At 59.3% G+C, this 26,287-nt stretch carries 24 protein-coding genes; 12 read left to right on the forward strand and 12 right to left on the reverse strand.

The genetic code is table 11. The features are described 5' to 3' along the window. Nucleotides 1-85: 85 nt before the first annotated feature. Nucleotides 86-2,812, reverse strand: a complete 2,727-nt coding sequence (locus tag Q0837_RS07235) for an EAL domain-containing protein (RefSeq protein WP_298466937.1) — start codon at nucleotides 2,810-2,812, stop codon at nucleotides 86-88. A gap of 172 nt (nucleotides 2,813-2,984) precedes the next feature. On the opposite strand from Q0837_RS07235, the gene Q0837_RS07240 reads away from it, so the two are divergent. From Q0837_RS07240 to Q0837_RS07260, 5 genes are all read left to right on the forward strand, one after another. Then, nucleotides 2,985-4,682 carry an alpha/beta fold hydrolase gene (locus Q0837_RS07240; RefSeq protein ID WP_298466939.1) on the forward strand — a complete coding sequence of 566 codons (1,698 nt, stop codon included), beginning with the start codon at nucleotides 2,985-2,987 and terminating at the stop codon, nucleotides 4,680-4,682. Between the two features lie 122 nt (nucleotides 4,683-4,804). Further along, the gene (locus tag Q0837_RS07245) at nucleotides 4,805-5,662 is read left to right on the forward strand and encodes an alpha/beta fold hydrolase (protein ID WP_298466942.1); all 858 of its coding nucleotides are present in this window, start codon (nucleotides 4,805-4,807) and stop codon (nucleotides 5,660-5,662) included. Nucleotides 5,663-5,743: 81 nt separating this feature from the next. Then, nucleotides 5,744-7,186 carry an MFS transporter gene (locus tag Q0837_RS07250; protein WP_298466946.1) on the forward strand — a complete coding sequence of 481 codons (1,443 nt, stop codon included), beginning with the start codon at nucleotides 5,744-5,746 and terminating at the stop codon, nucleotides 7,184-7,186. Between the two features lie 78 nt (nucleotides 7,187-7,264). Continuing rightward, the gene (locus tag Q0837_RS07255) at nucleotides 7,265-9,031 is read left to right on the forward strand and encodes an amidohydrolase family protein (protein WP_298466949.1); all 1,767 of its coding nucleotides are present in this window, start codon (nucleotides 7,265-7,267) and stop codon (nucleotides 9,029-9,031) included. Further along, on the forward strand, nucleotides 9,031-9,855 hold the full coding sequence (locus Q0837_RS07260) for an SDR family oxidoreductase (protein WP_298466952.1): 825 nt from the start codon (nucleotides 9,031-9,033) through the stop codon (nucleotides 9,853-9,855). The genes Q0837_RS07255 and Q0837_RS07260 overlap by 1 nt, the downstream gene beginning before the upstream one ends. A 3-nt stretch (nucleotides 9,856-9,858) precedes the next feature. On the opposite strand, the gene Q0837_RS07265 is transcribed toward Q0837_RS07260, so the two are convergent. From Q0837_RS07265 to Q0837_RS07305, 9 genes are all read right to left on the reverse strand, one after another. Beyond that, nucleotides 9,859-10,959, reverse strand: coding sequence for a DUF2855 family protein (locus tag Q0837_RS07265; protein WP_298466955.1), 1,101 nt, complete (start codon nucleotides 10,957-10,959; stop codon nucleotides 9,859-9,861). Between the two features lie 35 nt (nucleotides 10,960-10,994). Continuing rightward, nucleotides 10,995-11,618 carry a glutathione S-transferase family protein gene (locus Q0837_RS07270; RefSeq protein WP_298466958.1) on the reverse strand — a complete coding sequence of 208 codons (624 nt, stop codon included), beginning with the start codon at nucleotides 11,616-11,618 and terminating at the stop codon, nucleotides 10,995-10,997. Continuing rightward, nucleotides 11,618-12,079: a hypothetical protein gene (locus tag Q0837_RS07275; RefSeq protein WP_298466961.1), complete on the reverse strand. Its 462-nt coding sequence runs from the start codon at nucleotides 12,077-12,079 to the stop codon at nucleotides 11,618-11,620. Before Q0837_RS07275 ends, Q0837_RS07270 begins: the two co-directional genes overlap by 1 nt. 6 nt (nucleotides 12,080-12,085) lie before the next feature. Further along, nucleotides 12,086-13,213 carry a DNA polymerase III subunit beta gene (dnaN, locus tag Q0837_RS07280; RefSeq protein ID WP_298466964.1) on the reverse strand — a complete coding sequence of 376 codons (1,128 nt, stop codon included), beginning with the start codon at nucleotides 13,211-13,213 and terminating at the stop codon, nucleotides 12,086-12,088. Between the two features lie 165 nt (nucleotides 13,214-13,378). After that, nucleotides 13,379-14,131, reverse strand: coding sequence for a 3-oxoacyl-[acyl-carrier-protein] reductase (gene fabG / locus Q0837_RS07285; protein ID WP_298466967.1), 753 nt, complete (start codon nucleotides 14,129-14,131; stop codon nucleotides 13,379-13,381). Between the two features lie 10 nt (nucleotides 14,132-14,141). Next, entirely contained in the window at nucleotides 14,142-14,567 is a 426-nt protein-coding gene (locus Q0837_RS07290) for an N-acetyltransferase (protein WP_298466970.1), read from the reverse strand. Next, nucleotides 14,557-16,419 carry a beta-propeller domain-containing protein gene (locus Q0837_RS07295; protein WP_298466973.1) on the reverse strand — a complete coding sequence of 621 codons (1,863 nt, stop codon included), beginning with the start codon at nucleotides 16,417-16,419 and terminating at the stop codon, nucleotides 14,557-14,559. Before Q0837_RS07295 ends, Q0837_RS07290 begins: the two co-directional genes overlap by 11 nt. An 83-nt stretch (nucleotides 16,420-16,502) precedes the next feature. After that, on the reverse strand, nucleotides 16,503-17,438 hold the full coding sequence (gene fabD, locus Q0837_RS07300; RefSeq protein WP_298466976.1) for an ACP S-malonyltransferase: 936 nt from the start codon (nucleotides 17,436-17,438) through the stop codon (nucleotides 16,503-16,505). Nucleotides 17,439-17,465: 27 nt separating this feature from the next. Further along, the gene (locus Q0837_RS07305) at nucleotides 17,466-18,296 is read right to left on the reverse strand and encodes an LD-carboxypeptidase (protein ID WP_298466979.1); all 831 of its coding nucleotides are present in this window, start codon (nucleotides 18,294-18,296) and stop codon (nucleotides 17,466-17,468) included. Nucleotides 18,297-18,352: 56 nt separating this feature from the next. Here Q0837_RS07305 and Q0837_RS07310 point away from each other — a divergent pair, with 56 nt between their 5' ends. The 3 genes from Q0837_RS07310 to Q0837_RS07320 are packed head-to-tail and all read left to right on the forward strand — an operon-like array spanning nucleotide 18,353 to nucleotide 21,672. After that, nucleotides 18,353-19,780, forward strand: coding sequence for a Mur ligase family protein (locus Q0837_RS07310; RefSeq protein WP_298466982.1), 1,428 nt, complete (start codon nucleotides 18,353-18,355; stop codon nucleotides 19,778-19,780). Next, nucleotides 19,777-20,076 carry a hypothetical protein gene (locus Q0837_RS07315; RefSeq protein WP_298466985.1) on the forward strand — a complete coding sequence of 100 codons (300 nt, stop codon included), beginning with the start codon at nucleotides 19,777-19,779 and terminating at the stop codon, nucleotides 20,074-20,076. Before Q0837_RS07310 ends, Q0837_RS07315 begins: the two co-directional genes overlap by 4 nt. 51 nt (nucleotides 20,077-20,127) lie before the next feature. Then, on the forward strand, nucleotides 20,128-21,672 hold the full coding sequence (locus tag Q0837_RS07320; protein ID WP_298466987.1) for a class I adenylate-forming enzyme family protein: 1,545 nt from the start codon (nucleotides 20,128-20,130) through the stop codon (nucleotides 21,670-21,672). Here Q0837_RS07320 and Q0837_RS07325 read toward each other — a convergent pair. Both Q0837_RS07325 and Q0837_RS07330 read right to left on the reverse strand, forming a co-directional pair. Continuing rightward, on the reverse strand, nucleotides 21,669-22,316 hold the full coding sequence (locus Q0837_RS07325; RefSeq protein WP_298466990.1) for a glutathione S-transferase family protein: 648 nt from the start codon (nucleotides 22,314-22,316) through the stop codon (nucleotides 21,669-21,671). The two genes, Q0837_RS07320 and Q0837_RS07325, sit on opposite strands and share 4 nt — an antisense overlap. 2 nt (nucleotides 22,317-22,318) lie before the next feature. Further along, nucleotides 22,319-23,260 carry a DUF808 domain-containing protein gene (locus Q0837_RS07330; protein ID WP_298469833.1) on the reverse strand — a complete coding sequence of 314 codons (942 nt, stop codon included), beginning with the start codon at nucleotides 23,258-23,260 and terminating at the stop codon, nucleotides 22,319-22,321. Between the two features lie 193 nt (nucleotides 23,261-23,453). Here Q0837_RS07330 and rpsF point away from each other — a divergent pair, with 193 nt between their 5' ends. From rpsF to Q0837_RS07350, 4 genes are all read left to right on the forward strand, one after another. Beyond that, the gene (gene rpsF, locus Q0837_RS07335; protein WP_298466994.1) at nucleotides 23,454-23,819 is read left to right on the forward strand and encodes a 30S ribosomal protein S6; all 366 of its coding nucleotides are present in this window, start codon (nucleotides 23,454-23,456) and stop codon (nucleotides 23,817-23,819) included. Continuing rightward, nucleotides 23,819-24,043 carry a 30S ribosomal protein S18 gene (rpsR, locus tag Q0837_RS07340; protein WP_034904833.1) on the forward strand — a complete coding sequence of 75 codons (225 nt, stop codon included), beginning with the start codon at nucleotides 23,819-23,821 and terminating at the stop codon, nucleotides 24,041-24,043. The genes rpsF and rpsR overlap by 1 nt, the downstream gene beginning before the upstream one ends. Before the next feature lie 12 nt (nucleotides 24,044-24,055). Continuing rightward, complete coding sequence (gene rplI / locus Q0837_RS07345) at nucleotides 24,056-24,712, forward strand: 50S ribosomal protein L9 (RefSeq protein ID WP_298467003.1); 657 nt, start codon at nucleotides 24,056-24,058, stop codon at nucleotides 24,710-24,712. A gap of 135 nt (nucleotides 24,713-24,847) precedes the next feature. Beyond that, entirely contained in the window at nucleotides 24,848-26,284 is a 1,437-nt protein-coding gene (locus tag Q0837_RS07350) for an AMP nucleosidase (protein WP_298467005.1), read from the forward strand. The last annotated feature ends 3 nt before the right edge of the window (nucleotides 26,285-26,287 follow it).

Genomic DNA, 26,287 nt, shown 5'->3' on the forward strand with positions numbered 1-26,287 from the left:
TCGAACCTGACCGATATGTAAACCCGGTTGGTTATTTTTTGCCTAATGCGGCATGCAAACAGCCGTTAAATGGCGCTTTGCCGTTCTACCCGTTTGAAAAGGCCATCTTCTCTGGATTGCCGCGAAGAACCGCGAAAGTGCCATCCGCCCGGCGTTTGAGAGGCATGGTGAACTCGACACCAGAGCGGTTTTCCCGCGACCAACGGACTTGAGCGGTCACACTCTTGCCCGCTGCGAATTCGATTTCGATCGTACTGCCCGGCGGAATATTCCAAAGCCCTTCGACCATGGAACCGCCTTCGGAAATGTTGCGCACCGTAGCGTTCAACCGGTTGCCAGCATAGACCACCATCACCCGGCGCAGGAGCACCTGACGAGGCGAACGAGCAGCCTTCGGACCGCTGGCTTCGGCAGCGAGGTCTCCCGCAACAACCGCGCTTGCGTCCTCTGCGGCCATCGGTTTGAAATAAATGTAGCCTTGGACGTGGCTGCAACCAAGCAGTCGGATCAGCTCGAGCTCATCGAGTGTTTCCACGCCTTCAGCGGTCGTATCCATGTTGAGCGCTTCGGCCAGACTGGTGATCGAGGAGATGATCGCTCCATTGCGGCTGCCATCTTCGGTCGCACCCCGAACGAAGCTCTGGTCGATCTTGATCTTGTCGAACGGCGCCTTTTTCAAATAGCCGAGCGAGGAATAGCCTGTACCGAAATCATCGAGCGCCAGGCGCACGCCAACGCGTTTCAGCGCCTTGAACATCGCATCTGTGCCCTGGCTGTCATTCAGGAACACACTTTCGGTGATTTCGAGCTCTAGTCGCTCAGGGCTGACACCAGCATGCGCGAGTGCATTTGCAACGATGGTGGGCAGTTCGGGGTTTGAGAACTGCAAAGGCGATACGTTGACCGCGCAGCGGATCGATTCCGGCCACGTCGCTAGGTCGGCGCATGCGGTGCGCAGTGCCCATTGACCCATTTGGTCGATCAGGCCTGCATCCTCGGCGATAGGGACGAATTTGCCTGGTGAAATCCACCCGCGCTTGTGGTGTTTCCAGCGCATCAGCGCTTCGAAGCCGACGATCTTCTCGGTCGCGGCGTAGACGACGGGTTGATAGTAGAGATGCAGGTCCCCGCGAACGATCGCTTCGCGCAGGTCCTGCTCCAGTTCCGCGCGCTCTTCTGCGGCGGAATGCAGGTCTTCCGCGTAGAACCGATGGCAACCGCGCCCGGCATCCTTGGCCGCGTAGAGTGCGAGGTCGACATTGCGGATCAGATCATCGGTTGTCGAACCGTGTTCCGGAGCGATCGCGACCCCTAATGAAGCGCCAATTACAACGCTTTGACCATCGATCGAGTATGGCTGCGAAAGCGAGGCGATAATTTCGTTGGCGAGGTTCGCGAGTTGCTCGCGCTTGACGTGGCCGGGCACAAGCACCTCGAACTCGTCACCGCCCAGTCGGCCACAGCGCCCCTGCCCGTTGACGGCAACTTCCAGTCGTTGGGCCACTTGCTTGAGCAAGGCGTCGCCCGCCGGATGGCCCAACGTATCGTTGACGTGTTTGAATCGGTCGAGATCCAGCAGTAGAACTGAACACACGCGATCACGATCACGCGGTGCCGCTAGGATCTGTTCCAGCGCCTGGCCCATCTGCACGCGGTTGGCGAGACCTGTAAGCGAGTCGAAGTGTGCAAGGCGAGAAACCTGCTGTTCGCTGCGGCGTTTTTCGGTCAGGTCGGAACCGTGTCCGCGAAAGCCGCAGAAGTTCTTGAAAGAGTCGTAGACCGGTCGCCCGGTTAGTGACCACCAGCGCTCTTGCTCACCAGACGCCGCGCGCAATTCCACATCGTGAAAAGCGGATCGAGCGGACAGGTGGAATGCAAGCGTCCGCTCGGCGTCGGCGGTGCCTTGATTGGGATCGACAATCTCGCTTAGCGGGTTGCCCAGCATTTCTTCTGGCGTGCGGCCCAACACTTCGGCTGCTGAGGGTGAGATGTAGCTGATCTGACCACGGCGATCGGTCTCCCAAAACCATCCCTGCCCAGTCTCTTCAAAGCTCCGCAGGATGTCTTCAGCGCGAGCCGCCACACGCTCGCGGGCTTCGGTTTGGATGCGCTTCTTCTCTGCGGCCTTCCATTCAATCCTAGCCACCAACATAAGGGTCAACGCAGCGCCTATTACGGCTGAGACAGTCAGCGGGCTGGGTAGGACCAAGGAGAACGCGGCCCAAACCGAGATCTTCGCGGTAAAGAGCGAAACAATTCGCATGCCGAACAAGGCGGCAGATGCGGCGTTGATGCAGATGATGGTGGCAACGGCCCACTGCCAGGCAAGTCCAGCCTGAACCCAGGCAGCAATCAAGTAACCTGCGCAGGCCATCGGCAGGATGATCCCGATGACCACCAAAATCTGTCGCACTATATCCGGCGTGCCAGCACGGCGTTCGATCTGGGCAAGCGTGGAACCAAGCGCCAGAATTACGACCGACGCGAGACCTGCGACACGCGCCAAGCCTAACGGAACAGTCTGCGAAACACCTGCCGCAAGGCCATACGCAACAAGGAGAAACAGCGCCATGGCACGCGGCTGACGCGGCAGGTAGAATTGGTACTCGGGGCGCAATCCGCCATCGGGCGGTGGCGCTATCGGCGCGGGGGAGTTCTCCAGGCGATTGGCGGCGCGGCGGTCATTGCTGGCGCGAGCATCAGACTTCGGGTCTGATTTGGCGGATTGACGAACAGGAACAACCGTCCGCTGTTCCGTTTCACCGGAACCGGAGTTCTCTTTTACCAATTTCCTGACTGCTCGACCGCTCATGGATGAGCAATGGCCTATCTCCGCCTGCAAAACGGTTAATCGCGTGGCTTAACAAATACCGAAGATGCGGGCGCATTGCGCCTTGACGCGGCGGTCAACTTGAAAACTGCCGACCTGACCGGCATGTGGAACCCAACCGAGTTTGAAAGCTTGGATAGAAAAAGGGGATGTTATGGCTGACGGCACCGTAAAGCTCGAGAACGAAGCGGCACAATCTACCAACGCACTGGGTCCATTAATCGGCGTGGCGCGTGAGGATTTCGTGAGCGCCGTTGCGCTGCTGTTGCGCGAGACGGCAAGTGACCCGAGCCGTGCGTTCCGCCACGCGCAATCTTTTGGCGAAGACATGGTCAAGATCATGACCGGCAAGAGCGAACTTGCGCCTGATCCCAAAGACAAACGTTTTCAGGATCCGGCCTGGCAATTCAACCCGTTTTTCCGCGCCGGTGCGCAGTATTATCTCGCCGTGCAGAAGGGTATGCGCAGCTGGCTCGAAGAGCTTGAACTGGACGAACTGGAACGCAATCGTGCGAACTTCATCGCCAATATCATCCTCGATGGCCTAGCCCCGACGAACACACTAGCGGGCAATCCGATTGCGCAGAAGCAGATCATTAATTCGGGTGGTCTTTCGCTGATCAAGGGCCTGCAAAACGCCTACAACGATCTGGTCCATAACAAGGGCATGGTTAGCCAGGTCGACAAGCGTCCGTTCAAGCTGGGCGAGAACATTGCGACGTCGAAAGGTTCCGTGGTCCACCGCACAGAAATGTACGAGTTGGTCCAGTACGCTCCGACGACCGATGATGTTTACGAAATCCCCCAACTGACGGTCCCGCCGCAGATCAACAAGATGTATATCAACGACCTCTCTCCGGAGAAGTCGATCATCAAATGGCAGGTCGACAACGGGCTGCAAACCTTCGTGATTTCCTGGCGCAATCCGTCGAAGGATCAGGGCCATTGGGACATGGCCGACTACATCGCATCGTGCGAGGATGCTCTCGAGGTTGTCTCTGAGATTACCGGCTCGAAAAAGGTTAATGTTTCAGCCGGTTGTTCGGGTGGGCAGACGGCGTCTGTGCTTGCATCGAAGCTCGCAGCGACAAACAATGACGTCCTGGGCACACTCACTTTGATGGTCTGCGTTCTGCACCCCAAACAGACCGATATCGAAGCCGCGTCTCTCGTCAGTGAAAACGGGACGCAGCTTGCACGTCAAAGGGCAGCCAAGGCCGGCGTGATCAAGGCCGACGATCTGGCGCGCGGCTTCGCATGGCTTCGCCCCAATGATCTGATCTGGAACTATGTGATCAACAATTACCTGCTCGGCATGGATCCGCCCGCGTTCGATGTGCTGTACTGGAATGCCGATGCGACCAACCTTTCGGCCAGTCTCATGGGTGACTTCCTGACACTGTTCGAAACGCTTGCCTTCACCAAACAGGGCGAAGTCGAGATGGCTGACCATATGGTCGATCTAAGCAAGATCACCTCGGACCTCTTCATCCTCGGCGGTGTCACCGACCACATCACGCCGTGGAAGGCGACTTATCGTTCGACCCAGCTATTTGGGTCGAAGGACGTCACCTATGTGCTCAGTCAATCCGGTCATATGCAGGCAATCCTGAACCCTCCGGGAAATCCCAAAGCCAAGTATTTCGTTCAGAAGAAGAAGGGTAAGCTCCCGGCAACCGCCGATGAGTGGCTGCAAGGCACCGAAGAGGTCAAAGGTAGCTGGTGGCCATACTGGATGGAGTGGATCCAAAAGCGTTCGGGCAACAAGCAGCCCGCGCCTGCCGAGCTGGGAAGCAAGGCGCATTCCCCAACAGACCCCGCCCCCGGACTCTACGTCGTTGAAGAAGTCTGATAGAGGCGCGCCACAACAATTGAACAAAAAGCTTATGGGAGGCAGCCCCGTTAGGGATCAACGAGGCTGCCTCCCACCCGCGCTTTGAGGGATCGTAGGCGCGTCGAAAGGACGGGAAATACATGGCGGATGCTATGAAAGACGCGGTCGTCACCATGGAAGAGGTGGGCGGCCGGACGCTACGGGTTGCTACATGGAGGCTCGATCAGCCCTCCGATCATTTGCCGGTTTTGTTCTTCAACGGCATTGGCGCGAATATCGAAGCCGTTGCTCCGTTGGCCGAGGCGCTTTCAGAGCGCCCCTTCATCATGTTCGACATGCCCGGTGTGGGCGAATCGCCCGAGCCGACCGTGCCTTACAACCCCTTCACGATGAGCTGGACCGCAGCACTGCTTCTCGACCGATTCGGCGTCGGCACTGTCGATGTCATGGGGATCAGCTGGGGCGGCGGCATGGCACAGCATTTCGCCATGCAACATGCAAACCGCACTCGCCGCGTAACGTTGATTGCGACCAGCGCAGGCATGCTGATGATGCCGGGCAGCCCCAAAGCGCTGACAAAGATGGCCAATCCGCGTCGCTACATCGATCCCGAATTCATGCAGAAGAATTTTGAAACGCTCTATGGCGAAGGGCTCGGCAAGAGTTCGGGCAAAGGCGGACATATGTCACGCCTGAAACCGCCGACGACGCGCGGTTACATGTACCAATTGCTGTGTATGCTCGGCTGGACGAGCGCACCCGCCCTACCCTTCCTGCTCAAGCAAAAGACGCTTATCATGATGGGCGATGACGATGCGATTGTGCCGCTAACCAACGGCAAATTCCTGTCGATGCTGATCCCCAACAACGAACTTGTCGTGATGGAAGGCGGCGGACACCTGTTCCTACTCAGCCACAAAGACGAAAGCGTCGCTGCGATCCGCAAACATCTTGATGCGCCGGAGACCGCGGACGAAGTTGGGGCCAAAGCCGCCTAGAGACATTCGAGCATTCCGCCCAGATGAGGCGGAAGCTCAGGGAGAGACGCGATAGCGACAGCCATTCCACCGGCGAAATCCGTGCCCCCGCGAGCCCATCACGGCAGTGGAGGCGCACTGAGCAAGACCGGGTTCGCTTGGGCTGTCTTCGAATGGGCGCGCAATCCCTATTACATTCTGATCGTTATCTACATTTTCGCGCCGTATTTCGCGCGCGACATTATCGGGGCAGACCTGCTGGCGAGCGGCGACTTGGCCGCGCTGGGGCCGGACGAAGCGCAGAAAACCGCCAATGCTCAGGGGCAAGCGACGATTGCTTCGGTCACAAAATGGGCGGGATTGATCGCGGCGCTCACTGCTCCATTCCTTGGCGCAGCTCTGGATCGTGGTGGGCGTTTGAAGCCACTCCTAGCTGTATTTCTGGGCGCGATCACAGCTTGTTCTGCCCTGCTTTGGTTCGCGCAGCCGGGCGGCGCTGGCCTGCCCGTGTGGGCGATCATGACGCTGCTCGTAATCGCCTATGTCTGCTACACCTATTCCGAGGTCACCCACAATGCGATGCTGTCTGTCGCAGGTGAACCGCAGCGGCTTTCGATGATTTCAGGCGTTGGCTTGGGCCTCGGCAATCTGGCTGCAGTTTTGATCTTTGTCGCGATTGCGGTTCTGTTCATCCTGCCGGGCGCGATCCAGTGGCCCTTTGCGAAGCCGCAATTCGGCTTCGACCTTGCCAGCTTTGATCATGCCCGGATAGCCGGCCCAATATGCGCGGTCTGGTTGGCTGCCTTTTCGATCCCTTTCTTCATGAACGCCAAAGACCCCGGTGTGCCGGGCGCAAGCTGGCGAACGGCTATTGTGGAAGGGTTTCAAGCGGTTCTGAAGACCGTGCGCGAAGCAACCAAATATCCCGACCTGATGAAATTCCTGATCGCACGCATGTTTTATCAGGATGGCATGGCGGCCTTGCTGGCATTGGCGGCCGTTTACGTCGCACTGTTCCTCGAATGGGGCTTCCTCAATATGCTCTGCTTTGCAATCTTCGCATCGGCGTGGGCCTTCCTAGGCGGCATTTTCGGCGGTTGGCTCGATGGCAAGGTCGGCGTGAAGAACGCTCTGATCATCGAGATCTTGGGCATGGTGATGGCCTTCACGCTTCAGCTATCCATCACCCAGGAAAGCCTGCTTTTTGGAGCGATTGAGAATTATCAGGTGTGGGATGGACTGGTCTTTCAGTCACTGTCCGACCTGTCCTACCTCGCTTTGGTCAGTTTCGTTGCTGTCACCGCGACAGCGAGTATCTCGTCAAGCCGAGCAATGCTTGTGACGCTTGCACCGCCGGGCCGCAGCGGTGAATTCTTCGGTCTCTATGCAATCGCCGGGACGATCACCGTTTGGATGGGTCCGCTGCTGGTCGAGATATTCACCACAGCCTTCAACGATCAACGGATCGGCATGGCGTCGATCTGCCTGCTGTTTTCCGCCGGTCTGGCGGTGCTGTTGTTCGTGAGGATGCCGCAGCGGGCCTAAGGCTCGATTCGGCACCAGTACTACTGGACACGGCACGGCACTTAGGACACCTTCTCTTTCAATTGAGGAGAGAGAACCATGCCAGCATTCGACCTGATCATTCGGGGCGGGACCATCGTCGATGGAACGGGTGCAGAGAGCTTTACCGGCGACGTTGCGATCAAGGACGGCATCATCGCTGCGGTTGGCGATATCGCAGGCGATGCGAGTGAAGAGATCGATGCGACCGACAAGGTGGTCGCGCCCGGCTTTGTCGACATTCACACGCATTACGATGGTCAGGCGACATGGGATCAGGAAATGGCCCCCTCAAGCTGGCACGGCGTCACGACAGTTGTGATGGGCAATTGCGGCGTTGGCTTTGCGCCCGCCAAACCCGACCGCCACGAATGGCTGATCAGCCTGATGGAAGGCGTTGAGGACATTCCCGGCACTGCACTCGCCGAAGGAATCACGTGGGATTGGGAAACATTCCCGGAATATCTCGACTCTCTGGAGAAGCTGCCCCGCACAGTCGATGTCGCGACCCATGTGCCGCACGGAGCGGTGCGCGCCTATGTGCTGGGCGACCGTGAACAACCGGGCGCCGTGCCGACCGAAGACGATATCAAGGCCATGTCCGACATCGTAGAGGAAGGCGTGCGCGCAGGCGCTCTCGGCTTTTCGACCTCTCGCACCGTGCTACACAAATCGGTCGATGGCGAACTCGTCCCCGGAACCACCGCCACGCCCGAAGAACTGGTGGCCATCGGCAAGGCCATGGGCCGCGCCAAGGATGCAGGCGGTTACGCGGTGTTCGAAATGGCCAGCGACCTCCAGCGCGACTGGAACGAGTTTGAATGGATGGGCAAGCTCAGCCGCGAGGCCGGCATTCCGGTGACTTTCGCCGCGCTGGAGAGCATCGCCAAGGAAATGCCGCTCAAAGAGCAGATCGAAACGATGCGCGCCGAGAACGACAATGGCGCGAATATCGTCGCCCAGATTGCTCTGCGCGGAAACGGCATCATTATGGCGTGGCAAGGCACCGTGAACCCCTTTGCCTTCCGCCCCAGCTGGCAGGAAATCAAGGACCTGCCGTGGGAGCAGCAGAAGGCGAAGCTGCTCGATCCCGCGTTCAAAAAGCAATTGCTGTCCGAAGCCAACGACTATTCCGAAGCGCCGATGGACATAATCGGCGTGGTGATGGTCATCACCCAAGGCTGGGCGCTGCAATATGAAATGGACCCGGAATTCGATTACGAGCCGGATGAAACCGCCAGCGTAAATGCGCGGGCCAATGCAGCGGGCGTCGATCCGCAGGAATACGCTTACGATATGCTGTGCCGCGAGGATGCGACCGGCTTTATCTACCTTCCGATCCTGAACTACGCGGACGGCAATCTCGATTTCCTCCATCCGCTCCAGCACGCTGACGACACGGTGAATTCTCTCTCTGATGGCGGCGCGCATTGCGGAACGATCTGCGATGCGGCTTCCCCAACATTCATGCTCGAACATTGGGTGAAGAACCGCAAGCGCGGGGACCGCATCACGCTAGAAAACGCGATCAAGCGCCAATGCCGCGATACCGCCATGCTCTACGGATTGGAGGATCGCGGCGTGATCGCCCCCGGCTATCTCGCCGATCTCAACGTGATCGACATGGAGCGCCTGAAGCTAGGTCGCCCATGGCTCGCTTTCGACCTGCCCGCTGGAGGCAAACGCCTGCTGCAAAAGGCCGATGGCTATGCCTGCACGATCAAGAACGGCGTTGTCACCTTTGAAGAAGGCAAATGGACCGGCGAGACCCCTGGTGGACTGATCCGTGGCCCGCAACGCGCCGAGCTTGCAGAAGCGGCTGAGTAGTGAGTCCGTTCGAGCCCAAACCCGGCGACTGGGCCGTCATAACCGGCGCAGGTCGAGGGATCGGTCGTTGGCTTGCTCAGCACTTTGCAGCCAAGGGCATGCGCATCTGCGCGCTCGATATTGACGCTTACGAAGCGGAGGAAACCGCGCGGCTGTGCGGGGCGGACTCGCGGGCGCATGGGTGCGACGTATCCGATGCGAAGGAGACCCAGCGCGTCGCCGAGAAGCTGATCGCGCAGGGTGTGGAGCCTTCACTGCTATGGATAAACGCCGGGGTCGGCAGCGCTGATACCGTAAGCGGCGCGAAGGCCCGGACGCTCGACTGGCTGATGGGTGTCAACGTGATGGGGCCGGTCCACACCGCGCAGGCATGGCTGCCCATGCTCAAGTCCCGCGAAGGATCGCGCCATGTCGGCATTACCGCCAGCTCGGCCTCGGTCGTGCCGGTCAGCGGCCCTTTCACGCTCTACGCCACCACTAAGCAGATGACCGCCGCCATCGGTGAAGCGCTGACAGCGGAACTGGCCGAGGACATTATCGGCGTCACGATCCTGTGTCCCGGCATCCTCAACACCCAGATCTGGAATGCGGCACAGGCGCGGCCCGACCGCTTTGGCGGCGCACGGCAGGCTCCTGATGAGCTAGGCGAACACTGGCGAGCCCAGCCCGGCCCCGAAGTGTTGGAGCAAGGCCTGGATGCAGCGCTGGCCAAAGGTGGCGGCTGGTGCATCGTCCCGACCGAGCAAAGCACGTCCGAGGCGATGGATGCGCGCCACAAAGCGCAGCGCGGCGGGCTTTACGACTACGCCGTGCCGAATGACTAAGCCCTAAGGCTCGATCACAATCCCCTTGGCCGGATTAACGCTGCCGCTTACCATTGTGAGATAGGTCTCGCGTGCGGCGTCGAGGCCTTGCAACTTCACGATCTCGACCGTTCCTTCAACCGCATCAAGGAAGCCATGCCACGTCTTGGCAATCATCCGACCGCCCTCGACAGGGCCGTGTTCCTTGAAAAACGCCACGAAGTGATCAGGCGCAAAGAATAAGGTCGGCTTTGGTCCGGGCAGCCCGCGCTCCGCGCGCATTCCGCCCTCACCGCGCTCTTCGATATGGGTCGCGCCCACGAGGCACGAGTATTTGAGGGTGTCGGCAAAGTGCTCATGCAGCTTCGCGAGCAGGCTGGCATTGCCGGCGAAATCAACTGTCACGGTCGGCGCGATCGGCACCATACCGACTTCTTCATATGTCAGCACTTGATCGTAAAGGCCTGTACTCTCGACAAAATCGACATTCCCTGACGATGTCAGTCCGATCCGCTTGATGCTCGGCGAGTTCTGTTTGGCCACGCTGGCTAGGCCCATCGCCGTCTTTGACGAAGCGCTGGTCAGGATCACCTGTTCGGCATCAAACCAGCTTTCCGAGCGCATAAAATAGTCGATGATGAAGCCGGTCTTGAACAGCGGACCATAGATCATCCGCTCGGCTTCGCGGCCCGGATCGTGTTCCGGATCAGCTGCGAGGCGAGAATACTGATTGTAGACCGGACTCATAGGCTGGCGATAATCGGTCCTGTCAGAGAAGCTCGCCTCCGAAATGTTCCCGGGCCGAACATCAAGCTGGGTGCCCATCGGCAGGTAGCCATAGACCCGCTCGCCAACGGCAATGTCAGAATGGTTGCTGTCGACTACTTTGGCATGACCCCACATCGGGACGATTCCGAGCCCCTCGGGGTCGTCGGCTTTCGGCGGGAAAAAGTTCCAGTACCCGAACCCGTCGCCGACCACTGCATAGGTAATGTTGTTTGCGGTAACCGAAAAGCTCTCAACCTTCAGGCGGACCGCGCCATCGGCGAGCTCACCGCTATCAGCTTCTACAACCGTTGCGTTGGTGAGTTCATCTTTGCGGACATGGACTTGCGAAAGGCTCATAGGGGTATCTCCTCTTTGCCAGCAGCTCTAACCGATCAAGGCTCGCTTTCCCACTGTGTTGCGACAATCGACGGTCGGTTCTCGGTGACCGCCAGCCACGCCGCAAGGTGATCGCACTGCGCGATGCCGACTTCGCCTTGCGGTGTCAGTTGAAGACCGCGCAGGACAGGATAGAGGAACACATCGGCCAGTGTGAAACCGGCGGTGGTCCAGGCTCCGTCTTTCTGGATTTCCGCTTCGAGGAAACCCAGCGCCCGGCTGATATTAGGCAGCGCGCGTTCGATCTTTTCCTGTTCGAGTGGAAAGCCCGCAACGCGGTGCATGATCCACGGCATGACGAGGCCGTTCTCAAACAGCGGGAACAGGTAATTGTTGGCGATGGCGATCCATTTGTCGGAAATGGCGCGCGCGGCAGGACCGGCAGGCTGGAGCGCGCCGTCATTGTGCGCATTGTCGAGATACTGCGCGATCGCGACGCTTTCGATCAGCTCCAGTCCATCGACCTCAACCACCGGCACCTTGCCGAAAGGATGGCGGTTCTCCGGCGACTGCGCAGGGGTGGGAATCGTTTCGTGGGAAAGCCCCGCTTCCTCGCAGGTAATCTGGATGATCCGGGTGTAAGTCGAAATGACCGTTCCGAAGATGCGGACCTGGCCCATCACTTAGACCCGAACATGGCCCCGTCCGGTGCCGACGCGGCAATCTTGTCGAACAAGCCATTTCGGAGGCGCAGAATTCCCACTTCGGGCTCACCAAGCACTAGACGTGTGTAGCCAAATGCCTTTTCCGGCTTGATGTCATTCCAAGGAATAATAACCGGGCGCGATAGCGGCGAGAGAAATCGTGAGGCTGACAGACGCATTCCGCGTTCACAAACGTCGATGGTCAATCCGAAGCCATATTGGACGCCCCCCGGTGGGAAACGGCCCATGCTGCCGGAAACGCTTCCAAATCTCTCGATTGCAGGCTCGTTCGGGTTATCGGCATAAGCCTCGCGCAAGCCGAGCCAGCCACTCATCACGCCGAGCAAACAGGTTATTACTAACCATAGGAGCGAGCCGAAGATCGCAAAACCAATGACAATGGAAACGATGGAAACGACGGAGATATCGCCCCCCATCGCGGGTTAAACCCGCATCGGCATCAGTACATACAACGCGGGGCTCTTATCGTCCTGCCGGATCAGCGTCGGTGCGCCAGCATCGGCGAGGTGCAATTCGACTGTGTCGTTGTCGATCTGATCAAGGATATCCTTGAGGTAGTTGGCGTTGAATCCAATCTCGAACCCGTCCGAGCTATATTCAGCTGCCAGTTCCTCGGTCGCGGTGCCGTTGTCGGGCGATGTGACCGACAGAGTGACCTTGTCCGCATCAAGGCCCATCTTCACTGCGCGCGTTTTCTCAGTGGCGATTGTTGCCACACGATCAACGCCTTGGAAGAAGCTCTTCGGATCGACTTTCAACAGTTTGTCGTTCCCGGTCGGGATCACACGACTGTAATCAGGGAAGGTTCCATCGATCAACTTGCTGGTCAGCACCACCCCGCCCTCACCGCCGAGCGTGAAGCGGATCTTGCTGGCTGACAGGTCGATCTGGACATTGCCGTCCATCGCCTCGTCGAGCAGCTTACGAAGCTCAGCGACTGCTTTGCGCGGCACGATGACGTCGGGCATGCCCTCAGCACCGTCTGGGCGAGCGAGCGTGAACCGCGCAAGTCGGTGACCGTCAGTTGCAGCGGCCTTCAGCACCGGTTCGTCTTCGTCGGTCACATGCAGGAAAATGCCATTGAGGTAGTAGCGGGTTTCCTCGGTCGAGATCGCAAACCGTGTGCGGTCGATCATCTCAGCCAATGTCTTGGCTGGCAGTTCGAATGAAGTCGGCAGATCGCCTTCGACGATCACCGGAAAATCATCACGCGGCAACGTAGGCAGCTTGAAACGGCTGCGCCCGGCCTTGATCTCCATCCGGTTCTCGGCGGTCTCCAAGCTCACTTGGCTGCCATCGGGCAATTTGCGGGCGATATCGAACAGCAAGTGTGCGGATACTGTGATCGCGCCCGCATCCTCGACCGAAGCCGCTGCCATCGTCTCGACCACCTGCAGATCAAGGTCGGTCGCCATCACCTTCACGCTGCCGCCATCGCTGGCGTCGATCAGCACGTTGGACAGGATCGGGATGGTGTTGCGGCGTTCGACCACCGACTGGACGTGAGAAAGACACCGCAGGAGCGTCGCGCGTTCGATGGTAGCCTTCATGTGCCTAGCCTATCACTTCTCGAATTGGTGCGAAGAAGGGCCGGAATCGCCCCTCTAGCGCCGGGAATTACGCGAAAACCTTAGCGCGGTGGAAAATACGGGCAAGTTCGGGTTCGCGCGAGTGCGCATTCCCTTGGGGATAAGGGCGCTTACAAGCAGCCTTTACTATCCCACCATCGCCATGCCGCCATTCACATGCAGCGTTTCGCCGGTGATGTAGCCTGCTTCGCGGCTCGCGAGATAGGCGCAGGCGGCGCCGATATCGCTGCCCTCGCCCATCTTGCTCATCGGGATGCGCGAATTGATGGCGTCCTGCTGCTTCTCGTCCAGCGCCGATGTCATGGCGGTGCGGATAAAGCCCGGCGCAACGCAATTGGCGGTTATCCCGCGCGAGGCGACTTCCTGCGCAAAGCTTTTGGTCATGCCGGTCAGGCCAGCCTTGGCAGCAGCATAGTTCATTTGGCCGGGATTCCCCGTCGCACCGACGACGCTGGTGATGTTGATGATCCGGCCAAACCGACCCTTCATCATCGGGCGAGCGCTGGCCCGCATCAGCCGGAAGGCGGCTTCGAGGTTGATCGAAATTACCTGATCCCACTCATCATCCTTCATCCGCATCGCGAGGTTGTCACGCGTGATCCCCGCGTTGTTGACCAGAATGTCGATTCCGCCGAGCGTATCGAGTGTCGCGGGGATCAGTTCCTCGACCTGCGTGGTGTCGGAAAGGTTGCAGGTGATCTCGACATGGTCGCCGCCGACTTCGCTCATCAATTGCTCGCGAAAGACCCGCAGCTTGTCGCCGTTTGAACCGGACAGCGCCACACGCGCACCCTGACTCGCCAGAGCAGTCGCGATCGCCGAACCGATACCGCCGCTCGCGCCGGTTACCAGCGCATTCATTCCCTCGAGTGAAAACATATCGGGCTCCTCACCACTCCAGATAATAGATCAGAGCCGCCTCTCCCTTCGCCCCCGTGCTCTCATACAGACCACGCGCGGGCAGATTATCGGGTTCGGTCCCCAGCCAGATCTCGTCAAATCCTTCGGCATCGGCGCGGTCGAACACCATTTGCATGAGCTGCCGTGCAATACCTTGTCTGCGCCAATCGTCGCCTGTGCCGATCTCGTCAAGGTATAGCTCGGTCGGCTTGTCGGGATGGAGGTGTACGACACACATCACCATGCCGACGACAAGGCCTTCATTCAGCGCCAGACACATCCAGTTTTGTGGAACCGCTAGGTAGGCTTTCAGATTCCTAGGATCGATGGCGTGGTCGAACACCCCATCTGCCACACGGTCCAGCAGATGCGCGTTTTCTGCGTCGACCCAGACGGTGTCGAACTCACGGAGCAAAGCTGACCCGCCGTTCTTCACGAATTCGGCCGCTCCGCATGCTCCCCTCGACCAGTTCGTAGCCCATCAGCGCAAAGACGCGGTCACCCATAAAGATCGGGCGAGCATTGCCGTACCAATCGACGCAGGAGGCAACGCAATTGTCATCGACAGCGTTTTCAGTTTGCGCGACAAGCTCACCAGCCGGTGAAAGCGAACGATTGTCACGCCGCAGGAAAGCGATCGATGAACCAGAGCCAAGGAATTCCGAACCCGTCTGTTCGATTTGGCGGCTGACTGGCAGGCCCAGAGTGCCGCTCAATCCGTCCGAACCACGGTCAGGGCGGTAGAAGAACGCCTGACTGCGTGTTTCGCCCTCATTGGCGGCAGGAAGCAGGTACGTATCCTCAACCTTCGCACGCCTGCCCAAGGCGAGCGATGAGAAGCCAAGCGCGCCGCCCTTAGATGGGCCGATGGCAACCCCATCATTCCCAAGCCTGTCGAAGCGGGTGATGCCGTGGGATAGGGGTATTTCCTGCACTGCGCGGCCATTGAGCGGGACGGCATAAACCATCGGGCTTTCGCCTTCGCGGCCATAGCTTCCCGCCGCGTAGAGCAGGTAGTCGCCGACATAACGGTTGTGTAGCCGCCAGCCATCAGGTTTGGGCAAGGACCGGTAGCCTGACTTCGGCAGCGCCCGCGCACCGTTGTCAAAGTCGTCTAGCCCGATACTTGCCATCGCAACTTCGCCGCCACTGAACTCGCTCGCCCACATACCGTCACCATTGCCGAGGTCGCGCAGAAGGACGCGTAGTACGCCGTCACCCGCATCCTCGGCGAAGGAGAACTGGTCGATCGGCGAACCGGCAACTTGCACCGCGCCGGGCTGCGAACCATCAAGCGGGATGCGATAGAGTTGGCCCGGCACGCGCCTGAAATTCTCTCGATCCCAGAAGGTCTGCGTGCCTCCGGTCCAGACATAGACCGCGCTGCGCGACACATAGAAGCTACGGCTCCATGTGCCTGCGATGGCGCGGGCGCTGCATTCAAGCTCCGGCGTCGAAAGATCGCACCGCGTGACGACGTGCAGCATGTTGAGATCGAATTCGCCATCGCGGTAGGGCTCTGCGATCAGGAAATCCTGCGGCTCTACCAGTGGTTTGGTATCAGCGTCTTCGCCATAGCCACGCAGCGCGGGAAGATTCTCGTAAAGATTGTCCCACCGCGCATAGACGGGCGCGTAGAGGATCAACTCATTGCCGATCAGGCGCGAGGCATAGTTGCTTGACGAATAGTAGTCCCCCGAACGCAGATAGTGCGTGTCGCGATAGGTCAGCTCGCCATCGTCGGAGAGGTCGAAGCGATTAAGCTCGGTTCCGAATTCGCTGTAGGAATAGCCGATCACTATGACCTGATTGCCGCTGACCAGCATCTCGTCATACCAAGTGCCGCCCGGATTGGACTTGCCCGGAGGGAAGGCGTTGGCCGAGCTGATTGGCCTCAGATCATCGTCGCCGTGGTTGATCGTGAACAATCGCCCGCGCCGCAGGACGATCAGATAGTCACCGGCGTTCTTGACGATCCCGCCTTCATCGACGCCCGCTTCCTGAGTGTTGGTGATGCTTTCGGGTTCGGCGGCATCGGCAGAGGCATCGGCGGCGGCTTCAACCCCAGCTGATTCGTAAACGGCGGCTTGCCGACGCTCTCGCTGCCGCTTCGACAATTTCTTGGCAAACGCTTCTAGCTCAGCCTTCGAAGCGAAGCCCCCAAGGCCTGCTGGTGCGTCATTGGAAGCAGAGCCCTCCGCCGGTGCGCATGCTGCAAAGCTGATAGAGGCCGCTGCGACGAAAGCCCCAAGAATTCTAAACCGCATCACCCTCTCCCCGTGCAATTCGAGGAGACACTATCGCATAGCAGGCGATTAACGCACGCTGGCTGCGCGATTAATCGATAGGTTCAGAGTGACTTGGCGAAGGCTTCCAGCTCTTCCATCGTGATCAGGCTGGCTGTCTCGGCTTCGCCTGCGATCTTACGGATCATAGGAGTAAGCACTTTACCGCCGAGCTCCACGAAGCTCCTGACACCATCGGCATGCATCGCGCCCACACTCTCACGCCAACGCACACGGCCTGTCACTTGCTGAACGAGCAATTCGCGTTCTTCATTGGCATCAGTGACTTCGCCTGCGGTGACATTCGCGTAAAGCGGCAATGCAAGCGTATCCGGTGATGTTTCTGCGAGCGCCTCGGCCATGCAGTCGGCAGCTGGCTGCATCAGTGAACAATGAAACGGCGCAGACACGGGCAGCAGAATGCCGCGCTTGATGCCGTGATCCTTTACCAGGCCAATCGCGCGTTCGATCGCCCCTTTGTGGCCAGAGATCACGACCTGCCCCGGATCGTTGTCATTTGCGACTTCGCACACCTCACCCTCAGCAGCGGCTTTGGCCAAAGCGGTCGCTTTCTCGATATCGGCACCAAGCAAGGCAGCCATTGCGCCAACGCCAACCGGCACCGCCGATTGCATCGCCTGCCCGCGCAGCTTCAGAAGCCGTGCGGTCGTTGCGAGATCAAACGCGCCAACTGCACACAGGGCGGTATACTCGCCGAGTGAGTGACCAGCGACACAATCGCCTGCATCAGCCAGCGAAACACCGAAGTCGGTCTCAAGCACGCGTAATGTCGCAATAGCATTGGCCATGATGGCAGGCTGTGCGTTTTCGGTCAGGGTCAGCTGATCTTCCGGTCCATCGCGCATGATCGAAGATAGCTTCTGGGAAAGAGCCTCGTCGACTTCCTCGAAGACGGCACGCGCCGCTGCGCTGGCTTCGGCGAGCTCAACGCCCATACCGACTTTCTGGCTGCCCTGTCCTGGAAAAACGAATGCGCGCATCTTGATCCTCCTCTTGGAGCAGCGCCGTTAGGAAGCGCTTGGCGGACTGGCAAGCCCGAACGGTACAACCCTGTTGGCAGCATTATGGCCTATCTCGGCGCGGCCGAGATAGGGAATCCCTCCCCGGGCGCACCAATATTGCGCGATCTCTTCCTCGGTCTGGCCGAATTCCACGTAGTTTTCCGGCACATCAGTTATCGCACCAAGCCGCAAGCCAGCAAGGCGCGGTAGGCTGTTCACAAGGTTGAAGAATATCCGGTCTATCGAATATAGGTGTTCACTCACTTCTTCGACCATCACAATGTGACCCGAAAGATCGGGCATGATTGGTGTGTTGGCGATCATCGCAAGCGTAATCAGGTTGAAAGCCGCAGCGGGCGTGGTGCCATCGAGACTTGGTTCGACCCCACTGACGTCACCTCCGAACCAACGAAGAACTCGGCGAACAGCCTCGCGCCCGCGCTCCGATCTTGCGCTAACGGGCATGGAACCGTGCACGCTCTGTCCAATCCCTGCTCGATACAGTGCCGCTAGAAGATACCCGCAATCGGAGAAGCCAACATATGTCTTGGCCCGCGCCGAGTGGTTCATCTGCGCAACGGCAGCTTCGGCAATCCGGTTGGAACCATACCCGCCCTTGGCAAACCATACCGCGTCGAATGCCGGATCATTGGCGCAATCCAGCAATGCCTCAAGCCGCCGCAGATCGTCGCCTGCAAAATGCCCTGCGCGCTCAAAGCATTGGTCGTGAAAGGTGACCTGGTGCTGCGGAAATTCGTCGGCAACCAAGGCCTCAAGCGCTGCCGCATGTTCGCGTGTGATCGGGGTGGCCGGTGCGCAGATAACAATATTTGTCATTGGCAATGATCTAAGTCGCTTGTCAGGTTAGGTGCAAGCCAATAACCATGATTCCCATGGCGGATGGGATCGATGGGCCGGACCTTACGGGTCGGCCATTCTTTTTTTGCGGGATCGGCGGATCGGGCATGCTCCCGCTGGCGCAGATCGTTCACGGTATCGGCCACGAGGTTGCGGGATCGGACCGCAGCCGCGATCAAGGGCGAACTCCTGAAAAGTTTCAATGGCTTGAAGGTAGCGGCTTCAACCTGTTCCCGCAGGATGGCAGCGGGTTGAACTCTACCGACCAAATCCTGGTGGCATCCGCCGCAGTCGAAGACACCGTGCCCGAAGTGATCCGTGCCAAGGAATTGGGCTGCGAACGCATGAGCCGGGCCGAGCTGAATTCGGCTTTGTTCAATCAGGCGGGATACTCAATCGCGATTGGCGGCACCTCCGGCAAATCGACCGTTACTGGCATGATTGCCTGGATACTAGCGGAGGCGAAATTCGACCCCACCGTCATGAACGGCGCGGTGATGAAGAATTTCGCCAGCGACGAAAACCCCTTCGCCAGTGCGCGGGTCGGAAGGCCTCAGATATTCGTAAGCGAGGTGGACGAAAGCGACGGGACTATCGCGCTCTATCGTTCGACCATTGGCGTGCTTCTCAACGTCAGCCTCGACCACAAAAGTATGGAAGAACTGCGGGTTCTGTTTGGCGATTACCTTGCGGCATCCGGCTGCGCGGTGGTCAATTTCGACAATGACGAAGCGCGGTTCCTCGCCGAACGCGCATCGCAATTGGTGAGTTACGGAGTTCGCAACACTGACGCCGACATCACCGTGGAACCTGACTCCATCGATCAAAGCGCGTTTGGTATTCGCGCGGCGGTGCTCGACAATCGCAGCCGCGAAGTCTTCCCGCTAATCCTGCCAATGCCCGGTATGCACAATCTCTCGAATGCACTGGCAGCCATCGCTGCCGTGAGCGCGGCCGGGATCGACGTGCGCAACGCCGCCTATGCTCTGCGCTCGTTCGAGGGGCTTGCCCGGCGCTTCGACGTTGTCGGCTCAACCGAGGGCGGCATCACCGTCATCGACGATTTCGGGCACAACCCGGAGAAATGCGCCGCTACCCTGCGCACGCTCAAAGCCACGCACGGACGCGTCATCGTCTTCTTCCAACCGCATGGCTATGGACCGCTTCGCCAGATGGGCGACGAACTCGCGGAGACTTTCGCAAAGGATTTGGATTCCGACGACATCACGATCATGTGCGATCCAGTCTACTTCGGCGGCACGGTAGATCGCAGCGAAGGAACCGAGCGGATTATCGATCTGATCAATGCTGCTGGCGGGAATGCGGAACACATTGCAGAGCGCGAAGATTGCGGAGACCGGATCGTCGAAATCGCTCAGCCGGGAGACCGCATCGTCATCATGGGCGCGCGCGATGACACACTGACGACCTTTGCCAAGGGCGTCTTCGAGCGGCTCGAATGAATGTCTATCGCCGAGCGGTATTGCACGGCTGGCGAATGCTGGCCGCGTTGATTCTATCCATCACGATCGTACTCGCTGTCGACCAATTCTACGGCCATTCGACCTTAGCCTTTGCCGCCGCGATCATTGGTCTGGTGATCGTCAATGCGCCGATGCTGCGCTTCAACTGCCCAACCTGCGGCAAAAACCTGTTCTTTCGCGGCGTGTTTGTGGTGCCATGGCCGAACAAGACCTGCGGCAAGTGCGGAACCCACCTCGACCAAGACGGTCCAGACCAGCTTCACCAAAATCGCTGATGGCGGGACGCGCATGCTCGGTCTAACTCCTTGAAAGAGGAGAGACCGAGCATGCCGCTACGCCCGCAATCGAACACCCGCGATTTTTCAATCGATACGCTGCTGCGGAACTGTGCAACCCAGCACGCAAGCCGCGAGGCTACGGTCGATGGCGCACAGCGGCTGACCTATGCGGAGCTCGACGAACGGGTCGAGCGAATGGCGCACTGGCTGTTCGCCAAGGGGATTGGCCCCGGCGACCGCGTGGCGATCCTGCTGACCGATGGCGCGCCGTATCTTACGATCCTACTGGCCAGCGGGCGGATCGGAGCGATTGCGGTGCTGCTGAATTGGCGGCTTGCTCCGAGTGAGATCGCATGGATCATCGGCAATGCCGAACCGACGATGACCTTCGTCAATCCGAGGTTTGTGGCGCTACTCGAAGAATCCGAGGCTGGCGACGTGATCGAAGTGGATGAATCGCACGCGCCCGATGGTACCTTCGAGAGCATTGTCGCGAACAACCAACCGGTCCAAACTTTGCCCGATCTCGCCGCCGAGCGCCCTCTTTACATGATGTATACCAGCGGCACGACGGGTAAGCCTAAAGGCTGTTTGCAGGCGGGGAGCGCAGTGGCGTCTTCAGCGATGGGGTTCTCGGTGCGGCGCGGGTTCACCCCCGAGGAACGGCTGCTCTCGATCAATCCGCTGTTTCACGTCGTCGGCATGCAGCAGGTCGCGGCGATGCTCGCCTGCGGCGGGTGCAGCGTCTTTGCCGGACGCGATGACGATAGCGCGGCCGTGCTCGATCTGGTCCACCGCGAAGCCAGCACCACGACCAGCGCCTTTCCTACGATCTGCTTCCCATGGGTCGCCATGGAGCCAGTCCGAGACGGAACGATGCCGCTCACCAACTACACCGGCGGAGCAGGCATGGGACGCCCGCAGATGTACGAATTCATCGAGCAGGACTGGGACGCTCGCGTGGTCGGCGGGTACGGGCAAACAGAAGTGTGCGGCTTTGCGACCTTCATCGACTATCCGGACATGCTCGAACACCCACGCTCGATTGGCTGGGCGATGCCACATGTCGAAATGACCATACTCGATCCGGATGGCAACCAATTGCCGCCCGGCGAAGAAGGCGAAATCTGTCTGCGCGGCCCCTCGGTGATGCTCGGCTACTGGCGCAATGAAGAAGCCACCGAAGCGGCGCTAGGCCATGGCTGGCTGCGCACCGGTGACCTTGGGACAATGGATGAGAACGGCCTCGGCTACCTGCTTGGCCGAGCGAAGGAGCTGATCAAAACCGGCGGCGAGAATGTCTACCCGGCGGAAGTCGACGCCGTCTTCGCCGAAATGCCCGAAGTCGCCGATGCCGGATGCGCGGGCGTGCCGGACAAGCAATGGGGCGAAGCGGTGAAAGCCTTCGTGGTGCTGAAACCCGGCGAGACCCTCAGCCGAGAAGAGATCACCGCGCGCTTCAAGGGCAAAATCGCCGGATACAAACGCCCGCGCTACATCGAATTCGTCGACGCCCTGCCCCGCGATCCGATTGGGAAGCTTCTTCGGAGGGAGTTGTCGACGCGACCAGTGAGCGAGGATCAGGCGGCTTAGTTCGCCGCTTCCAAAGCCTTGCGCCCCTCTTCCTCCCGCGCAAACGCCCGTTTGTAGGCGTCGCGTTCCGTCAGCCGTTCGCGGTACGCTTTCAGACTGTCCGGCACACGGTCGTCCAATCCGACATTTTGCGAAAGGATCAGAGCGTAGCCGACGCAAATATCGGCCACAGTAAAGCGGTCGGCGCACAGATATTCGCGCCCATCGAGCCGTTGCTCGACTTTCACGAGACGTTTTTCGAACCACTTGGCATAGGCCTCGCCAGCTTCGGCCCAGCCCTTGTCCTTCTCGAAGATCGCGAACCGCATATAGACCGTCTGAGGAAAGGTGATCGTTGCATCAGCGTGGTAGGTGTAATCGCAGTATTCCGCGTAATCCGGCTCGCCCGGCGCAATGGCAAGATCGGTGTAGCCCTCCCTGGTCGCAAGGTAGTGCGCAATCGCACAACTTTCGGTCAGCTTCGCATCACCATCGACGAGCATCGGAACGGTGCCGAGCGGATTGATCTCTTTGTACTCGGGTGCAAGGTAGCGCGGCGGAAATGGCAGGACTTTGAGATCGACCTCAACCCCCGCTTCCTCCGCGGCCCAGGTTGCACGCAGCCCGCGAGACCGGGCGCAGGTATAAAGAGTTGGCCGCGTCACGATCAGTGCGCTCCTTCCCAACCGATCACTTTGTGCAACACAAATGCGATCACCGCGCCTAGTGCCAATCCGATTACTCCGGAAATGGCCGCGTAGGTTAGCCAGCCCGCGATGCCCGAGAATGCTCCGCTAACTCCGGCAACCCATCCTTCCGCGCCGTGGGTGAAATCGTAGAGTAAGTGAAACCCAACCTCGTGCGTGCCGTGTACGATGATGCCCCCACCGACCCACAGCATGGCTACTGTTCCTATGACCGAAAGCGCGACCAGAAGTTTTGGCACTGAGTTCACGAGGAACCGGCCAAGCGCTCGAGCTGCGTCGCTGTCTTGTGTGGTGAGATGCAGTCCCACATCGTCCATTTTCACGATCAGTGCGACGACGCCATAGACAACAACTGTGACCACGAAGCCTACCAGGCCCAGCGCCAGACCGCGTTCCCACCACGTCGGCAGGTCAAGCTCGTTGAGGGTGATGGCCATGATCTCTGCCGACAGGATCAAGTCGGTGCGGACGGCCCCCGCGATGCGCTGTTTCTCGAATTCCAGCGGATCTTCGATCTCATCTTCGAGAGTCTTGCCGTGCTTCGCGCCGCCCAGCTTTTCCATCACCTTTTCCGCGCCCTCGTAACACAGGAAGGCGCCGCCGAGCATCAGAATCCAGATAATCAGCCACGGCAGGAATTCGGAGAGTAGAATTGCACCGGGCAACAATATGATCAGCTTGTTGAACAAGCTGCCTTTGGTGATAGCCCAGATGATCGGCAGTTCACGCGCAGGGCTTAAGCCTGTGACATAACTCGGCGTGACCGCCGCATCATCGATGACCACGCCAGCAGTCTTGGAACCCGCCCTGCCCGCAGCCACCGCAATATCGTCGGCCGAGGCCGCCGCAGTTCGGGCGATTACCGCCACATCATCCAGCAATGCTGCCAATCCTGAAGGCAATGCGATTCCCCTATTTGCCGACTGTGCTTTGTGCCGCGTGCCCGCACTGAGCGCCGCTGACAAGCCTTGCATTTGCCCGCAAAACCAGTATGTGCGCGCCTTCGCCTCGTTAGAGGTGGAGCAAGAAAGCCGGAGGGGCCCCGTCATCCGGACGGATCAGCCAGCGATCGGCAGCAATTGAAAGGAACGCGAGATGGCTCATTACGAGCATATCTTCCTCGCGCGTCAGGACCTCTCGCAGGCCCAGGTAGACGCGCTGGCGGCCACGGCGACCGAAATCGTCGAAGCGAACGAAGGCAAGGTCACCAAGACCGAAACCTGGGGCCTCAAATCCCTCGCTTACAAGATTGAGCGCAACCGCAAAGCACACTTCGTAATGCTCAACATCGACGGGCCCGGCTCGGTCGTCGCTGAGCTTGAGCGCCAGACGCGCATCAACGAAGACGTGATCCGCTACATGACCATCCGTGTCGAAGAGCACGAAGAAGGTCCAAGCGTAATGATGCGCAAGAACGAACGCGACCGTAAGCGTCGCTCTGACCGTGAGGACCGCGACTGATGGCACGCCCGTTTTTCCGCCGCCGCAAGTCTTGCCCGTTCTCCGGCAATGACGCCCCCAAGATCGATTACAAAGACGTACGTCTGCTTCAGGGCTTCATGTCCGAGCGTGGCAAGATCGTGCCTTCGCGCATCACCGCCGTTTCTGCCAAGAAGCAGCGTGAGCTCGCCAAGGCGATCAAGCGCGCCCGTCACATCGGCCTGCTGCCGTACATCGTGAAGTAAGGGAGAAAGAACATGGATATCATTCTCCTCGAACGCGTCGAGAAACTCGGCACCATCGGCGACATCGTCACCGTGAAAGATGGCTACGCCCGCAACTTCCTGCTTCCGCAGAAGAAGGCCCTGCGCGCGAATGACGCCAACAAAAAGGTGTTCGAAGCCAATCGTGAGCGTCTTGAAAAAGAAAACGCCGAGAAGCGTACCGGTGCAGAAGCAACTGGCGAAAAGGTTGCTGGTGCAGAGGTCATTCTGATCCGCGCTGCATCGAACACCGGCCAGCTTTACGGCTCGGTCAACGTTCGCGACATGGTCGCCGGTCTGGTCGAACAAGGCCACGACGTCGACAAGAAGCAGGTCATCATGGGCGCGCCGATCAAGACGATCGGCATGCACGATGTGACCGTAGCGCTGCACCCAGAGGTGCACGTGACCGTCAAAGCCAACGTGGCGCGTTCGGACGACGAAGCTGAATTGCAGTCGCAAGGCGTAGACGTTCTGGCGCAGATGTTCGAAGACGAGCAGAAACAAATCGAGGAACAGGCCGACGCCAACCGCATCGACCCTAACCTTGAGCCGGGTGAAATCCCCGCTGAATTGCTCGACGAAGGCGCTGCTCCGGCAGAAGAAGCTGCTTCGGACGACGCTTCGGCAGAGGAAGAAGCCAGCGAATAACTCGCACAGGGTTCTATCACACCAAACACAAAAGGGCGCGGCTGTGATGGCCGCGCCCTTTTTGTAAGGGACGCCGCATTCTTCGGAAACGCGAGTGTCTTTGAAACATTCGACTTCAATCGCTAGGTGAAATGCATGACCTCAATCCCCGACATCATCGAACAATTGCAACAGCACTATAGCGACGCGGTAACCGCCTTGCGCGACGACGTGATCGCCTTTGGCCGGAACGGTACGGTTCCTCCCAAGCGCAAACGCGAGGATGGCAGCTATGCCTACCCGCAGCTGACGTTGCATTATTCGGGTGTCGGAGAGCCGCTGGACCGCAGCCGCGCATTCGGGCGTCTTGAGATTCCAGGCACCTACACAACCACGATCACCCGGCCCGATCTGTTTGCGTCGTACCTCGCCGAACAGCTCGAACTGATCTCTGCCGAGTATGAGATTGATGTCACCGTTGGCCGGTCGCGGCAGGAAATCCCTTTTCCCTATGTGCTCGATGGCGAAGCCGGTGCAGCAATGGTCGGGATCGCCCCGACTGACATTGCTCAGCATTTCCCCTCAACCGACCTCGCCCTGATCGGAGACGAACTCGCAGACGGGATCGAGTTCGACGAGCATCAGGATATGCCGCTGTCGCTCTTCGACGGGCTGCGGACTGACTACTCATTGGCTCGTTTGGCACACTACACCGGAACCAAGGTCGAAGACTTTCAGGACTTCATCCTGTTCACCAACTATCACCGCTATGTCGATGAATTCGTGAACTGGGGTGCACAGCAGATCTGTGATGGCGGATATACCGGGCTGACCGGAGCGGGTGGCCTCAATATCAGCGAATGCGTCGACAATGCGCAGGAACAGCTCAGCGACACAGCTTGGCGCAAGCACCAAATGCCCGCTTACCACCTGATCCGCGAAGACGGCCGCGGGATTACCCTCGTCAACATCGGCGTCGGACCATCCAACGCCAAGACGATCTGCGACCACCTCGCCGTACTGCGCCCGCATGCATGGATGATGATCGGTCACTGCGGCGGTGTACGCTCCAGCCAGAAGATCGGCGATTTCGTGCTCGCGCACGCCTATCTGCGCGATGATCACGTGCTCGACGCCGTCCTCCCGCCTGAGATTCCGATCCCACCCATTGCGGAGGTCCAACAAGCGCTGGCTGTGGCGGCGGAAGAAGTGTCGGGCGTCCAGGGAGCAAACATCAAACAGCGCATGCGCACCGGTACGGTCGTGACCACCGACGACCGCAACTGGGAGCTGCACTATTCCAGCTCGGCCAAGCGTTTCTCGCAAAGCCGCGCGATCGCAGTCGAAATGGAAAGTGCCACCATCGCCGCACAGGGATACCGCTTCCGCGTTCCCTACGGCACGTTGCTATGCGTGTCGGACAAGCCGCTGCATGGCGAGATAAAATTGCCCGGTCAGGCAAACCAGTTCTACGAACAGGCGATCGCCGCGCACCTCCAGATTGGCTTGGAAGCCTGCACAAGACTACGGGACGAAGGCGACCGCCTGCACTCACGCAAACTGCGCGCGTTCAACGAGCCGCCGTTTAGATAAGGT

Source organism: uncultured Erythrobacter sp. (genome assembly GCF_947499705.1).
Taxonomy (GTDB): Bacteria; Pseudomonadota; Alphaproteobacteria; order Sphingomonadales; family Sphingomonadaceae; genus Erythrobacter.